The following is a 13,638-nucleotide window of genomic DNA, read 5'->3' on the forward strand; positions in this document are numbered from 1 at the left end:
CGCTCACTCTCAGAAAACTGACTGACCAGATCCGAAGACCCAGTCACGTTTTGCTGTGCGAGCACTGTATAACTTGTAAAGCTAAAAGACCGAAGTCTTCCGCATCCGTTATCAAGCGCCCACACTTATCGGTTGTTTGGTTGTTAAAGAACCCGCCCTTTCGGGCACCGCATCCGGCTTTGCCGTTTGCGTCGCTGCGTTTTGTTTGCAGCGGAGAAACGAGACTATAAAGAACTTTCTGCGATTAATCAATCATTTTCGAGAAATTCTTTTATTCTGGAAGGCTCGCTCTTTCGAACCGAGTTAATCCTTGCAAGTCTTTTCCCACCCCCGTTGCGCGGTGCCTTGCGAACGAGGGGGCGAATCTTAATGCCTGGATGCCTGCCTTGCAAGCGTTTTTGAGGAAAACCTGAAAGCGCCTCTTTTGCCACTTAAGTGCCCTCCCCTGCGACCCGAAAGGTGAACACATCGGCGAGCACCGGGACTAGCCCCTAATTCCCGCTCATCTTCCTGCGAAATTCCTCGGCGGTGCCAATCTGCCGGAACAGCGGCCCGCCCGGCGCGAACCTGTCCGCGCTGGCCAGCGGTCCCACCATCACCGGCTCGAAACCCGCATCGCGAACCAGTTGTGCCGCCACCTGCAGCGCCACCTGGTCGTCACCGGCAATCGGCACGGCAATCAGGCCGCCGGGCCGGTGATGTTCACTGGCGAAGTTGGTCGCCCCCATGAAATTAAACGCCCGCACCACACGTGCGCCGCGCAGGTATTTCGCCGTGGTGATGCCAATGCCGTTGCGCTGGGCTTCTTCGGCAATCGCGCCGTCGCGCTGGGGAATGGCATTGGTGGCATCCAGCACGATCTTGCCTGACCATGCCCCGGCATTCTCCTGGCTGAGTTGCGGCAACGCGCCGTAGGGGGTGGCGAGGAACAGCACGTCGGCAAAGGCGATGGCCTCCGCGACCGTGCCCGCCCGAGCCAGCGGGCCGAGGCCGTCGACCAGCGGCTTGAGCGATTCAGGATGACGCGACGAGAACAGGACCGGGTGCCCTGCCTTGACCCAGAGCCCTCCGACCGTCCCGCCGATGCGCCCCGATCCGATTACGCCGATGCGCGCCGGCCCCGCGTGACCCGCGGCGCCCGCTCCCTGAGCGCAGGCGCCCAGCGGCGGAAGGCTCAGCGCCAGGATGGCCAGTGCGCCCACCCGCAACAGCATGCGGCGGCGTTCAGGATCGATGACAACTGCCGGATCTTGCATCGCGCGCTCCTGCGAGGATTGCCTGGCCCTGCGGCCAGTACGCAAGATCTCCTCCTGCACACTGGCCGCCCAAAAAACTCTAGGCGAAAAAACGACCTGCCGGGCAATCCTTGGCACCGCCTGCGCGCTGGACTAGATTAGGTAGCATTTGCGCCACTCTAGGAAGTCTCCATCACAGCCACAGCTGCCCACGCGATGCTGCACGAGAGGGGAACCTCATGGCCTGCGCCCGCCGCCGCACCCGCCCGCCCCGGCATGCGCCAGGCATGGTCGCCATTGCGCTGGTGGCGGCCGCGCCTGTCGCGGCGCAGCAGGCCAGCCAGCCTGACGCGGGCAGGCTGGCGGACCAGGTCCACAACCTGAAGGAGGTCACTGTGGTCGCCCCGACGCCGTTGCCCGGCTTCACCATCGAGCGCCAGGCTTTTCCCGCCAACGTCCAGACCGCCACCGATGGCGACCTGGAACGCGCGAAGTCCGTCAACCTCCCGTCCTTCCTGGCGGAGAACATGACCGGCATCGTGGTCAATGACGCGCAGGGCAATCCGTTCGCGCAGGACATCCTGTATCGCGGCTACCGGCTCTCGCCGACGCTGGGTTCGGCACAAGGGCTGTCGCTATACCTGGACGGCGTGCGCCAGAACGCGGCCCTGGGCGACGTCATCAACTGGGCCGGCATGCCGGAGGCCGCCATCAGCACGGTAACGCTGGTGCCGGGCAGCAACCCGCTGTATGGGCTCAATACGCTGGGCGGCGCGCTTGCGCTGGTCACCAAGTCGGGCGAAACGCACCAGGGCGTGGAGGCCGACCTAAGCATCGGCAGCCATGGCCGAGCGCGGCTCGATGTCAGCACGGGCAAGTCGCTGGGCGACGGCTGGCACGCCTACTTTGGCGGCACCGGCTGGCGTGAGGATGGCTGGCGCGACAGCTCCGACAGCGATCTGGGCAACCTCTTCTTCAAGCTGGGCCGCTCGACCAGCGCCACCCAATGGAGCCTCAGCCTGCTCGGCAGCAACAGCCGGCTGTCGGGCAACGGCCTGACGCCGGATAGCATCTACCGCGCCGACCGAAGCGCCATCTACACCGCGCCCGATGTCACGCGCGCGAAATCGCTGCAGCTGACGCTCAATGGTGCGCACCAGTTCAATGCGCAGGACCAGCTACTGCTAACGGCTTATGTGCGCCGCACGCGCTCGCGCACCAACAGCGGCGATATCCACGACGACTACCTGGACACCCTGCGCGACTGCCAGGGCACCCCCGGCGCCGCAGGCTGCGAAGCGGACGAGGCGCCCGCCAATGCCGTGCTCAACGCCTCCACCGTGAGCGAGACCAGCTATGGCGTGTCTGCGCAGTGGTCGCACGATGGCGAGACGCACCGTTTCGCACTGGGTGCCGCGCTGGACCTGAACCAGTCGCGCTACGCGCAAACGACGCAGTTGGCCAGCTTCGACGCAGCGCGCAGGGCGCTTGGCGATCCCAATGCGCCAGTGGTCACCAATGCTTTGCTGGACGGCCACGACGGCACGGTGGGGCTGTACGCTACCGACACCATCCGACTGCTTCCCCAGACCTTCCTGACGCTGGCCGCCCGCTGGAACGAAGGGCGACGGCATACAGTGCTGGGCGCGCCCACGCCATCGGACGAACGCTTCACGTTCACACGGCTCAACCCGTCGGTGGGCGCATCGCACGCGCTGCTCGACAGCCTGACGATCTTCGGCTCCGCTTCGCAGGGCACACGCATGCCCACGGCGATCGAGCTGGGTTGCGCGGACCCTGCAAATGCCTGCCAGCTTCCTACCGGCCTGCAGGCCGATCCCCCCCTGCGCCAGGTGGTCACGCGCACCTTGGAGCTGGGCGGACGCTGGCAGCCGGCTGACACCACTGAACTGACCCTGGCGCTATACCGCAGCAACAACACCGACGACATCATCTTTCAGCGCTCGCCGTTCAGTCCGCTGGGCTATTTCTCGAACTTCCCGAAGACCCGCAACCAGGGCCTTGAGCTGGGCTTGCGGCAGCGGCTGGGCCGGCTGACGCTGCGCGCCGGCTACGGCTACACGCAAGCGACCTACCAGGCGGACGGCCAGTTGCAGACCCCCTTCGCTGCGCCGGTGGCGGTGCATCCGGGCACGCGCATGGCAGGAATCCCGCTGCACAGCTTCAAGCTCGGCGCAGACTGGCGCGCGACTGCCACCATCAGCGTGGGCGGCGACGTGATCGTATCGTCATCGCGTCCAGTCGCGGGTAACGAGGATGGCGCGCTCAGCGCGCAGAACCCCGGCCTTGCCCGCACCGCTGGCTACCTGCTACTGAACCTGCGCGCCAGCTGGCAGTTCTCGCCGCGCTGGCAACTCTATGGGCGCATCGACAACCTGTTCGACCGCCGCTACGAGACTTACGGACAGGCGGGCTACAACCTGTTCCCGGGCGGCACGCTGCTGTTGCCCGGCGCGGCCGTACCCGTCGAGCGCTTTGTGGCACCGGGCGCGCCCCGGCTGTTCTTGGTCGGCGTGCGTTATGAATGGGGCGGGCCCTGAGCGGGCCGCCATGCATCCGGGCAACGAGGAGAACGTCATGCCTTCGCACCTTCCATCCCGTACGCGACACATGCTGGCCGCTGGCCTCCTGGCGCTGGTGTGCCCGGTCGCCGCCGACGCAGCGCAGGCCTATGTGTCGACCGAAGGCGGCGGCATCGCCGTCATCGACCTGGACCGGCTCGAAGTCATGCCCAGCCTCCCGGCCGGGGGCAAGGGGCCGCGCGGACTGGCTGTGACCACGGATGGCAAATACCTGCTGGCGGCCAACAAGGGCACGGGCGACCTGTCGGTAATTGACCTTGCCACGGGGCAGCTGGTTCGCCGCGTGCCGATCGGACAGAACCCGGAGTTCGTGCGCGTGGCCGGGAACCAGGCCTTCGTCACCTACGAACCGGGCGAGCGCTCCGGCCCGCCCGGGGCCGCGCCGCCCCCATCCGCGAAGGGTAAAAGCGATGACGACAAGCCCCTGCCGGCGGAAATCGCCGTGATCGACCTCAAGGACTGGCGCGTGAACCGTAGGATCCGCAGCGGGCTGGAAACCGAAGGTATTGAGTTCTCGCGCGACGGCAAGCTGATGCTGGTCACCAATGAAGGCGACGACACCGTCACGGTCTATGAGAACGCCAGCGGCAGGCAAGTAAAGCTGCTGCCAATGCCCGCCGGTTCGCGCCCGCGCGGCATCAAGGCAAGCCCGGACGGCAACCGCTATGTGGTGACGCTGGAATCAGCCAATGCCTTCGTCGTGCTCGACGCCACGAACTTCCGCGTGCTGCGCACCGTGCCGACGCGCACGGGTCCCTACGGGGTGGCGTTCGATCGCGCCGGTGAGCGCCTGTTCGTCGCCGCCTCGCGCGCCGACACGCTGCAGGTGTTCGATGCGCAGACCTTCGCGTCGCTGGCCGACATCGCGATAGGCAAGCGCTGCTGGCATTTCAGCTTCACGCCGGACGATGCGCGGCTGCTGGTGGCCTGCGGGCGCTCCAATGCGGTCTATGTCATCGACGCACGCACCTACGAGCCGGTGCGCCAGTTCGACGGGCTGCCGCTGAGCTGGGGCATCGTGACCTATCCCAAGAGCGTGGGTTCGATCGATTCGCCGTAAGCGCAGCGGCGCTACTTCGCCGGTGCCGCTGCGGTCTGGCTGCCCGCCAGCGCGGCGGCCACGTTCTTCGCACCAGCCTGCTCGGCAATCTCGCGCGCAGTCAGCCCGCGATCATCCCGCAACGAGGCATTTGCGCCACGCGAGAGCAGCAACTGGACCACGTCACTCATGTCATAGCCGGCCGCCCACATCAGTGCCGTCAGGCCATGTGCGTAGCGCGCGTTGATATCGACGCCGGCATCGAGCAACTGCCTCACCACCGCCGTGCGGCCCTCTCCCGCAGCGTAGATCATGGCGGTCTTGCTGACGCGGTCGGTGGCGTTCAGCTCGGCATGACGCGCCAGCAGCATCGCGGTGATCTCCTGGTAGCCACCAAACGCAGCCGCCATCAGCGGCGTCACGCCTTGCACGTTCGGCAGGCTGACGTTAGCGCCGTGTTCCACCAGCACACGCGCCATGCCGGTCAGGCCGCGCTTTGATGCCGTCAGCAATGGCGTGTCGCCGATGCGGCTGCGCGAGTCCGGCGCGGCGCCCTGCTTCAGCGCGCCGAGCACCCCGGCCTCGTCCCCGGCGCGCGCCGAAGCCAGCAACCGCGCGTTCAGGCTGATGTCGTCATCGGCAAGTGCCCGAGCTGCAAGCAGGCCAAGCGCGCACACGCACACCATTGAAATCCTTCGCAGATCACGATTCATATCCGGCTCCTCCGATGACAACCGGCGCGATGCATTGCGCAAGACGGGTACCGCAACGCAAGGCAATTCCCGGTGTCTTCTGCTTACCCGCCCGCTAAGTCTGGTGCGCAGGAAGCACAAATTCAAGCGGCCTTTTCATGCTGCGATGCATCGGTTCAACGATGTCCTTGCAGTGCAGAAAGCCGCGCTGCATGTGCTTGTTGTTTTGCTTGGGTTCTTGCCTATACTGCACTTCACCTCGGGGCCGCTTCGACGCGCGGCAGGGCCTGCTTTGCCTCGCCACGATACGCATCGGCTTGTGCGTGTCGCTCACCCAAGCGGCCAGGTCGACAAGAATCGAATAAGGAGCGCCCCATGCTCTCATTCTCTCGCCTCTCCCGGCACACCCTCCCCTTGCTGTTCCTCGCCTTCCATGCATCCGCCGCGCTCGCCGCCGAGGATATCCAGGGCAGCGCGACCACGCCAGGCGCGCCTATGTCCAGTGCGCTGCGCCCGGTCACCCAGGCACAGTTGGATGCTGCAGGCACCAACGGCAACGACTGGCTGCACTCCAACGGGTCGTACGTGCAGATGCGCTACCATCCAGCGGCGCAGATCAACACGAAGAACGTCGCCAGGCTGCGCCCCGCCTTCATCTTCCAGACGGCAGTGATGGAGTCGATGGAGACTGCGCCGATCGTCGTAAACGGGGTCATGTTCCTGACGACTTCCTACAACCACGTCTATGCCATCGACGCGGTGACGGGGAAGGAGTTCTGGCACTACAAGCACAAGATGGGACCGGTCACCACGTTCTGCTGCGGGCCTAACAACCGTGGCGTGGCAATCAGCGGCGATCGCCTCTACATGGGCACGCTCGATGCCAAGCTGGTCGCGCTTGATGCCAGGACCGGCAAGCTGCTGTGGGAAACCCAGATCGCTGACCCGGAACTCGGCTACTCCGAGACCATGGCGCCGGTGGTCGTCGACGACAAGGTCCTGATCGGCACCAATGGCGGCGAATACGGCATCCGCGGCTTCGTCAAGGCGTTCAGCACGACCGACGGCAAGCTGCTGTGGACCTTCCACACCATCCCCGAGAAGGGCCATGAAGGGGTGTGGGCCACCAAGGACGCCACCGGGCGCGACATGAAGCGCGACATCGCCGCCGAGAAGAAGATGCTGGCCGACAAGGGCGGCGACTTCTACAAGACGCTTGGTGGTGGCGTGTGGATGGCCCCGGCGGTCGACCGCGCCAACAAGCTGGCGATCTTCGTGGTGGGCAATCCGTCGCCCGACCTGTACGGCGCGATCCGTCCCGGAGACAACCTGTACACCGATTCCCTGGTCGCGGTCGACCTGAACACCGGCGCCTACAAGTGGCACTCGCAATATATCGCCCATGACGTGTGGGACCTGGATGCAGCCAGTCCGCCGATCCTCGTCGACGTGCGCGATGAAAAAGGCCAGATGATCCGGGGCGTCATCCACGGCGGCAAGACCGGGCACGTCTATGTGCACGACCGCCGCGACGGCCGACTGATCCGCTTCTCGCAGGCAATGATCCCGCAGGAGAACATGTGGACCCTGCCCACCCCGCAAGGTGCGCGCATGCTGCCGGGCGCCAACGGGGGAGTGGAATGGTCGCCGATGGCGTTCAACCCCAAGATGCGGCTTGCCTATGCCGCCAACCTGCATCAGCCAATGACCTACCAGGTCGAAGATGTCCCCTATCCAGGCGGCAAGCTGTGGCTGGGCGGCGCCTTCAAGGTCATCCCGAGCGAGCAGCAGTGGGGCAAGCTCTCGGCGGTCAATATCGATAGCGGCAAGGTGGCGTGGGATTACAAGACCGAGCAGCCGCTGATCGGCGGCGTGCTGGCAACGGCCGGCGGCCTCGTCTTCACTGGCGAAGGCAACGGCCTGTTCAAGGCATTCGATGCGGCCAACGGCAAGATGCTGTGGCAGTTCCAGTGCGGGGCCGGCGTGAATTCGCCGCCAGTGTCCTATACCGTCGGCGGCAAGCAGTACATTGCCGTCGCGGCCGGCGGCAACACCCAGCTCGACTTCAAGCGTGGCAACAGCATCTTTGTCTTTGCGGTGCAATAGGTTCGCCGAAAGCGATCCCGGAATGCCGACTATCCCGCTCCGTCCGCGCCGCCGCCTTCCCGCGGCGCGGCGCGCCGCGGTGCCCGCCATGGTGACTGCACTGCTGGCACTGTTGGCCGCAAGCGGCAATACCCGTGCCGAAGCGGCCGCCGGGCAGGCCAAGGCGCAGGTCTGCGTTGCCTGCCATGGTCCGCAGGGCAATTCCACCAATCCTGCCTATCCGCATCTGGCGGGACAGACCGCGCGCTACCTCTACCTGCAGTTGCGTGACTTCAAGGAAGGACGGCGCAGCGACCCTGCCATGTCGCCAATGGCCACGCCTTTGTCAAAAGAGGACATGCAGGACCTGTCCGACTACTTTGCCGCGCAGACGCCGACAGCGTCGACCTACAAGGTCGACGCAGCGCGGGTCGCCGCCGGGCGCAGCAAGTCCGAAGAAGTGCTGTGCACGATGTGCCACCTCGGAGGATTTGCCGGGCAGAACGAAATACCGCGGGTAGCCGGGCAGCAGTACGCGTATATCGTCAAGCAGCTGGAGGATTTCCGCGCCAGGCGGCGTACCAATGACGCGGGGAGCATGACCAGCGTGTCGCGCAACCTAAGTGATGACGACATCAGGAATCTCGCCAACTACATTACCGGCCTGAATTGATCTGCCAATCAGGCCCGGCCGCTACCTGTGATTCAACGCTCGCCAACCTTTTCAGGCATCGTCCCGACATAGCGCCCCCGCGGACGTATCACCTGCCCCACGCCCAACTGCTCCAGGCTGTGGGCCAGCAGTCCAATGCTGCGTGCCGTGGCAAACATCCCGAACGCGGCATCGTCCGGCAGCCCATAGTGTGTGACGAGGGCCGCCAGGGCCACGTCCATATTGGGCTGCAAGCCGGTCAGTTTGGTTGCCTTCTCGATAAAGCGCCGAATGACTTCCGGTGGGTCGAACAGGGCCAACAGGGCTGCCGCGCGAGGATCGCCATCGGGATAGAGGTGATGTCCGAAGCCTGCCAGGGGCAATCCGGTGGACAGATGGTGGGCGATCACCTGATCCTCGCCTTGCCGTTCCACTTCGTTGAACAGCGCCTTGACGCGGCCCGAGGCATCGCCATGCAAGGGCCCGGACAGCGTGGTCAGGCCGGACAGCAGGCAGGCCGGCAAGGATGCGCCAGTGGACGCCGCGATGCGCGCGGCAAAGGCCGAGCTCGTCAGTTCGTGGTCGACCAGTAGCACCATGGCGGTCCGCAGCAGCTCTGCCACCTGCAGGGATTGTTTCCACCCTTGCGCAAGACGCAGGTGCAAGGGTTGTTGCCCCGCGTGCGCACCAAAGGCATTGGCCAGTTGGCCCACCAGGCTTTGGCATTCCTGGTGCAGGACGCGTGTCATGCGCCCGTGCGTGGAGTGTCCGGTGGCGGCCAGTGTAGCCAGGCCCGTGAACGCCGCCACGCGCCCGGGCGGCTTGCCGATGCGTGCCGAGCATGAAAAGTCGACGGCTTGCTCGGCGTCCCACAGCAATTGCGCCACCTCCTCCAGGCTGGCCGAGCCGGCCAGGGTCACCGCGTCTTGTCCGCGGTAGTACAAGCGCTCGCGCACGAACGTGGAGAGAGCGGTCGGGATGCTGGGTTCCGCGCCAAACAGCGTATTGGTCGCCACGGTCTCGTGCTTGCGCCCGGCCTGCTTGCGTTTGGCGAGGGTGGCGACATCTTCGGCGCGGTAGAGGCTGCGGCGCGTGTCGGCCGGATCGGAAATGACTTCCAGCTTGCCTCGGCTGACGTAAGCGTAGATCGTCTGCGGGCGCACGCCAAGGCGGCTGCAGGCCTCGTCCATCGATATCCAGGATCCCATGATGACTTGTTGCAAGATTTTATATTGATTTTATAGATCAATATTGCCTTGTCAATCAACTATTACTTACTATGCAGTCAAGTTCAACGCGCCCTTCCTGCCACGGATATGAAGCCCCAGATCCTGCAACTCAATCCCATCCTGATCCCGGCGGTCAACGACAAGCTCGCCGCACTTTATGAGGTGCACAAGTACTTCGAGATCGCAGACCAGGCGGCCTGGCTGCGGCAACATGGTGCTGCCATCGAGGCCGTCATTACCGGCGGACACACCGGGATCTCGCGGGCGATGCTGGAACAGCTGCCCGCGCTGAAGGTGGTGGCCGTCAATGGCGTCGGCACCGACGCGGTGGACCTGGCCTACTGCCGTGGCCGTGGCCTGCCCGTCACGGCGACACTGGGGGCGCTGACCGAAGACGTGGCTGACCTGGCCATCGGCTTGCTGATCGCAGCCTGCCGCAACCTCTGCGCCGGCGACCGCTTTGTGCGCGCGGGCCAGTGGGAACTGCACCCCCAGCCCAACGCCATCCCGCTGGCCCGGCGCTTCAGTGGCATGCGCCTCGGCATCGTCGGCATGGGGCGCGTCGGCCGCGCGGTCGCGACGCGGGCGGCAGCCTTTGGCTGCCCCATCCGCTATACCGACCTGCGCCGCATGGATGACGTGCCGCATGCGTTCGTGCCGTACCTGCAGGACCTGGCGCGCGACAGCGATGCGCTGGTGCTGTGCGCGGCGGCCGACAAGGCCGAAGGCATCGTCGATGCCGCGGTGCTGGACGCGCTGGGCCCGCGCGGCTATCTCGTCAACGTGGCGCGTGGCCGGCTGGTCAACGAATCTGACCTGGCCGAGGCCGTGGCCGCCGGCCGCATCGCGGGCGCTGGACTCGACGTGTTCGTCGACGAGCCGCGCGTGCCGTTGACGCTGCGCCAGTCCGACCGCACGACGCTGCAGGCCCACCGCGCCAGCGCGACCTGGGAAACCCGTACCGCCATGGCGCACATGGTGCTCGACAGCGTCGCCCAGGCCCTGGCCGACGAGCGTCCGACCATGAGCCTGACCACCTGAATGCACGGCCGAATTCCGCGACCTCACACTACTTTAGGAGACCTCGCTTGACCGCTTCCCGCAAGATCGCCCTCGTCACCGGAGCCGGCAGCGGCGTTGGCCGCGTCACCGCGATTGCCTTGCTCAATGACGGCTGGACGGTGGTGCTGGCCGGCCGCCGCGCCGATCCCCTGCAATCCCTGGCAGCCGAGGCTGCCGCGCGCGGCCAGACTGCGGTGGCCGTGCCCGCCGACGTCACCGACCCCTGCAGCGTGCAAGCCTTGTTCGACACCATCGAGCGCGAGTTTGGCCGACTGGACTTGCTGTTCAACAACGCCGGCGTCAATGCCCCTGCCGTGCCGATGGACGAGCTGCCGCTCGACAAATGGTTCAGCGTCATCAACACCAACGTCACCGGCGTCTTCCTCTGCGCGCGTGCGGCCTTCGGGCTCATGCGCCGCCAGTCGCCGCAGGGCGGCCGCATCATCAACAACGGCTCGATCTCCGCGCACACTCCACGCCCCTTCACGGCGCCCTACACCGCCAGCAAGCACGCGGTCACTGGCCTGACCAAGGCGCTGGCGCTGGACGGCCGCGCCTTCAATATCGTGGCCAGCCAGATCGACATCGGCAACGCGCTGACCGAACTGTCCGAACGGATGACGCGGGGCGTGCCGCAGGCCAACGGCACGATCGCTCCAGAACCCATGATGGATGCCAGCCATGTCGCCAACGCCGTGCGGCACATGGCCTCGCTACCGCTGGATGCCAACGTGCTGACCATGACCGTCATGGCGAGCGCCATGCCGTTCGTCGGGCGCGGCTGACAGCCGCTACCGCGCCCCGGCCTCCCTGGCAATCGTGGGTGTGTCATCAGAGTCGACACAAGTTGACCAAATGCAAACGGAGACAACGATGCAATTTACCAAGCGGATCAAATTCCTGGCCGTCCCGGCCGCCTTGCTACTGGCACCCGGCCTGGCGTCGGCACAGAACTACCCGACCCGACCCGTCACCATCATCGTCCCGGCGCCGCCCGGGGGCGGCATCGACCTGATTGCCCGCGTGGTGGGAGAAAAGCTCTCAATCAAGCTTGAGCAGCCCTTTATTGTCGACAACCGTCCGGGCGCGTCCAACAACCTGGGCACCGCGATACTGGCCAACGCCAAACCCGACGGCTATACGATCGGCATCGTAGGCGGCAGCCACAACATCAACAAATTCCTCTTCAAGAACCTCGGCTGGGATCCGGAAAAGAGCTTCGAGCCCATCGTCTACACCCACGAAATCCCCCTGGTGTTCGCGGTCTACCCGAAACTCCCGGTCAAAACGATGCCCGAACTGGTCAGCTGGATGAAGGCCAATCCCGGCGAGGCCAAGGTCGCCACCTCCGGCCGCGGTAGCGCCCAGGAAATGGCCGCCGAAATGTTCCGCATGGTCAGCGGTGCGCCCATGCTGCTGGTCCCCTACAAGGGATCATCCGCCGCCCACCCCGACCTGCTGGCCGGCCGCACCGTCCTCTACATCGACTCCCTCAGCGCCATACAGGAGCAGCTCAAGGTTGGTAACGTGCGCGCCGTCGCGGTATCGACCCGAAAGCGCTCCAAGGCCCTGCCCAATGTGCCGACTGCCGAAGAACAAGGACTCAAGGGATATGACGCCAACACCAATGGGGGCTTCCTGGCGCCCGCGGGGACGCCGAAGGAGATCGTTGCCAGGCTCAACACCGAGATCAATGCGGTGTTGAAGCTGCCCGAGGTGCGCGCCAAGCTGGAAGCGGCCGGGATCGAGGCCCAGGGCGGCACGCCGCAGGCTTACGCGGCGCTGATCAAGTCTGACCTGGCGAAGTGGGGAAATGTGGTCAAGAAGGCGGGGATTCAGCCGGAATAGTACTGGCGGCTTCTCGGTCACGACCTGCAATGACAAGGCGGGCGTGGACGAGAGCGTCCAGAAGGCAAAGGACTGGATCGCTGCGAATGCCGCCGGCACCAGCGCCAGCCCGCCGGCGATTTCGGAGGGGACCGTCATCCTGCACGCAAAATAGCCGCTACCCTGGTATCGCGATTCGCGCATTGCTTCAGTCGCCCCTAGGCCGCCGCTGCACGATGGCGAGCACCACTCTACGCTTGTCAGCGCTGCAGCTCCGCCAGGATCTGTTCGGCAAGGAAGTCACAAGGTGGCCGCTTCGACTTTGCGCTGCGCGCCAGCACCAGCTCCAGCCCGGCCAACTCTGGCAGCCCCTGGGCCTGGCCAAGGATGGTGAAATGCGCCGGGACAGCACATCGCGCGAGCGGCGCCACCGCCAGTCCCGCTTCGACCATGCTGAGCAGGCCGAGCAGGCTGGGACTTTCATAGGACATGCGATAAGCGATCCTGGCCTGCTCCAGGCTGCGGATCGCAATGTCGCGGGCGACGCTGCCCGACTGGAACACGGCAATGGGCAGCGGCCGCTCGTTCCAGATCTCGTGCGCCGCCGGCGAGGCGGCCCACACCATCGGTTCCAGCCGGATGAACTCCCCGGACAGCCCCTTCACTCTCGTTGCACAGACCAAGTCGACCGATCCGTCCTTGACCATGGGCGCCAGGGCCACGCTCGGCAAGCCAATGACCTGGATCTCGACTTTGGGGTAAGTCGCGGAGAATTTCTTCAGGATCGTGGGCAGCAGGGATGAGGCATAGTCGTCCGGCATGCCGAGCACCACACGCCCGGTCACGTCGGGGCGGACCACGGCCGCCCAGGCCTCGTCACGCAAGGCCAGCATGCGGCGCGCAAAGCCCAGCAGGACTTCGCCTTCCGGGGTCAGCACTACGTTTCTCGGCTTGCGCACGAACAGTGGCTTGCCCAAAGCCCGCTCTAGCGCCTTGATCTGCATGCTGACTGCCGACTGCGACCGATGCACGAGTTCCGCCGCACGGGAAATGCTGCCCGTATCGGCAACCGCCACCATCATGGCCAGCACATCGAGGTCAAGCGCTTTCATTGGTATCAGAAAAACTGAAGCAACAGATCAATTTTACGCGTTTTTCTTAATCAAGGGCCCTCGGGCATACTGGCCAGAAACGTTGACGACCTATGCCACAGC

General features: G+C 65.3%; 11 protein-coding genes. 7 read left to right on the forward strand and 4 right to left on the reverse strand.

The genetic code is table 11. The annotated features are described in order from the left end of the window. Nucleotides 1-491: 491 nt before the first annotated feature. A complete protein-coding gene (locus AC1Q7H_RS16730) occupies nucleotides 492-1,256 on the reverse strand; it encodes an NADPH-dependent F420 reductase (protein WP_153954778.1) in 765 nt (254 codons plus the stop codon). A 218-nt stretch (nucleotides 1,257-1,474) separates the two neighbouring features. Here AC1Q7H_RS16730 and AC1Q7H_RS16735 point away from each other — a divergent pair, with 218 nt between their 5' ends. Together AC1Q7H_RS16735 and AC1Q7H_RS16740 are read left to right on the forward strand one after the other, a co-directional pair. Next, on the forward strand, nucleotides 1,475-3,796 hold the full coding sequence (locus AC1Q7H_RS16735) for a TonB-dependent receptor (protein WP_153954779.1): 2,322 nt from the start codon (nucleotides 1,475-1,477) through the stop codon (nucleotides 3,794-3,796). 37 nt (nucleotides 3,797-3,833) lie between these two features. Further along, nucleotides 3,834-4,898, forward strand: coding sequence for a YVTN family beta-propeller repeat protein (locus AC1Q7H_RS16740; RefSeq protein ID WP_013956670.1), 1,065 nt, complete (start codon nucleotides 3,834-3,836; stop codon nucleotides 4,896-4,898). An 11-nt stretch (nucleotides 4,899-4,909) separates the two neighbouring features. On the opposite strand, the gene AC1Q7H_RS16745 is transcribed toward AC1Q7H_RS16740, so the two are convergent. After that, the gene (locus tag AC1Q7H_RS16745) at nucleotides 4,910-5,590 is read right to left on the reverse strand and encodes an ankyrin repeat domain-containing protein (RefSeq protein ID WP_153954781.1); all 681 of its coding nucleotides are present in this window, start codon (nucleotides 5,588-5,590) and stop codon (nucleotides 4,910-4,912) included. 354 nt (nucleotides 5,591-5,944) lie between these two features. Here AC1Q7H_RS16745 and AC1Q7H_RS16750 point away from each other — a divergent pair, with 354 nt between their 5' ends. Next, nucleotides 5,945-7,675, forward strand: a complete 1,731-nt coding sequence (locus AC1Q7H_RS16750) for a pyrroloquinoline quinone-dependent dehydrogenase (RefSeq protein ID WP_492381484.1) — start codon at nucleotides 5,945-5,947, stop codon at nucleotides 7,673-7,675. Nucleotides 7,676-7,697: 22 nt separating this feature from the next. Beyond that, nucleotides 7,698-8,327 (forward strand): c-type cytochrome, encoded by a 630-nt coding sequence (locus AC1Q7H_RS16755; protein WP_153954782.1) that lies wholly within the window; start codon nucleotides 7,698-7,700, stop codon nucleotides 8,325-8,327. A 32-nt stretch (nucleotides 8,328-8,359) separates the two neighbouring features. Here AC1Q7H_RS16755 and AC1Q7H_RS16760 read toward each other — a convergent pair whose 3' ends face one another. Continuing rightward, nucleotides 8,360-9,514 carry a citrate/2-methylcitrate synthase gene (locus AC1Q7H_RS16760; protein ID WP_153954783.1) on the reverse strand — a complete coding sequence of 385 codons (1,155 nt, stop codon included), beginning with the start codon at nucleotides 9,512-9,514 and terminating at the stop codon, nucleotides 8,360-8,362. 108 nt (nucleotides 9,515-9,622) lie between these two features. On the opposite strand from AC1Q7H_RS16760, the gene AC1Q7H_RS16765 reads away from it, so the two are divergent. The 3 genes from AC1Q7H_RS16765 to AC1Q7H_RS16775 all read left to right on the forward strand — a co-directional run bounded on the left by AC1Q7H_RS16765 (nucleotide 9,623) and on the right by AC1Q7H_RS16775 (nucleotide 12,445). After that, the gene (locus AC1Q7H_RS16765) at nucleotides 9,623-10,576 is read left to right on the forward strand and encodes a 2-hydroxyacid dehydrogenase (protein WP_492381485.1); all 954 of its coding nucleotides are present in this window, start codon (nucleotides 9,623-9,625) and stop codon (nucleotides 10,574-10,576) included. A 47-nt stretch (nucleotides 10,577-10,623) separates the two neighbouring features. Beyond that, entirely contained in the window at nucleotides 10,624-11,382 is a 759-nt protein-coding gene (locus AC1Q7H_RS16770; RefSeq protein ID WP_013956663.1) for an SDR family oxidoreductase, read from the forward strand. A gap of 88 nt (nucleotides 11,383-11,470) precedes the next feature. Beyond that, the gene (locus tag AC1Q7H_RS16775) at nucleotides 11,471-12,445 is read left to right on the forward strand and encodes a Bug family tripartite tricarboxylate transporter substrate binding protein (protein WP_013956662.1); all 975 of its coding nucleotides are present in this window, start codon (nucleotides 11,471-11,473) and stop codon (nucleotides 12,443-12,445) included. A 239-nt stretch (nucleotides 12,446-12,684) separates the two neighbouring features. On the opposite strand, the gene AC1Q7H_RS16780 is transcribed toward AC1Q7H_RS16775, so the two are convergent. After that, the gene (locus tag AC1Q7H_RS16780; RefSeq protein WP_013956661.1) at nucleotides 12,685-13,536 is read right to left on the reverse strand and encodes a LysR family transcriptional regulator; all 852 of its coding nucleotides are present in this window, start codon (nucleotides 13,534-13,536) and stop codon (nucleotides 12,685-12,687) included. Nucleotides 13,537-13,638 lie beyond the last annotated feature (102 nt).

It is taken from the genome of Cupriavidus sp. GW823-FHT06D04 (genome assembly GCF_058795055.1).

What these genes read in the sequence shown, in the direction of transcription:
- AC1Q7H_RS16730 (WP_153954778.1), bottom strand. Translation starts at nt 1,256, where the DNA reads ATGCAAGATCCGGCAGTTGTCATCGATCCTGAACGCCGCCGCATGCTG.
- AC1Q7H_RS16735 (WP_153954779.1), top strand. Translation starts at nt 1,475, where the DNA reads ATGGCCTGCGCCCGCCGCCGCACCCGCCCGCCCCGGCATGCGCCAGGC.
- AC1Q7H_RS16740 (WP_013956670.1), top strand. Translation starts at nt 3,834, where the DNA reads ATGCCTTCGCACCTTCCATCCCGTACGCGACACATGCTGGCCGCTGGC.
- AC1Q7H_RS16745 (WP_153954781.1), bottom strand. Translation starts at nt 5,590, where the DNA reads ATGAATCGTGATCTGCGAAGGATTTCAATGGTGTGCGTGTGCGCGCTT.
- AC1Q7H_RS16750 (WP_492381484.1), top strand. Translation starts at nt 5,945, where the DNA reads ATGCTCTCATTCTCTCGCCTCTCCCGGCACACCCTCCCCTTGCTGTTC.
- AC1Q7H_RS16755 (WP_153954782.1), top strand. Translation starts at nt 7,698, where the DNA reads ATGCCGACTATCCCGCTCCGTCCGCGCCGCCGCCTTCCCGCGGCGCGG.
- AC1Q7H_RS16760 (WP_153954783.1), bottom strand. Translation starts at nt 9,514, where the DNA reads ATGGGATCCTGGATATCGATGGACGAGGCCTGCAGCCGCCTTGGCGTG.
- AC1Q7H_RS16765 (WP_492381485.1), top strand. Translation starts at nt 9,623, where the DNA reads ATGAAGCCCCAGATCCTGCAACTCAATCCCATCCTGATCCCGGCGGTC.
- AC1Q7H_RS16775 (WP_013956662.1), top strand. Translation starts at nt 11,471, where the DNA reads ATGCAATTTACCAAGCGGATCAAATTCCTGGCCGTCCCGGCCGCCTTG.
- AC1Q7H_RS16780 (WP_013956661.1), bottom strand. Translation starts at nt 13,536, where the DNA reads ATGAAAGCGCTTGACCTCGATGTGCTGGCCATGATGGTGGCGGTTGCC.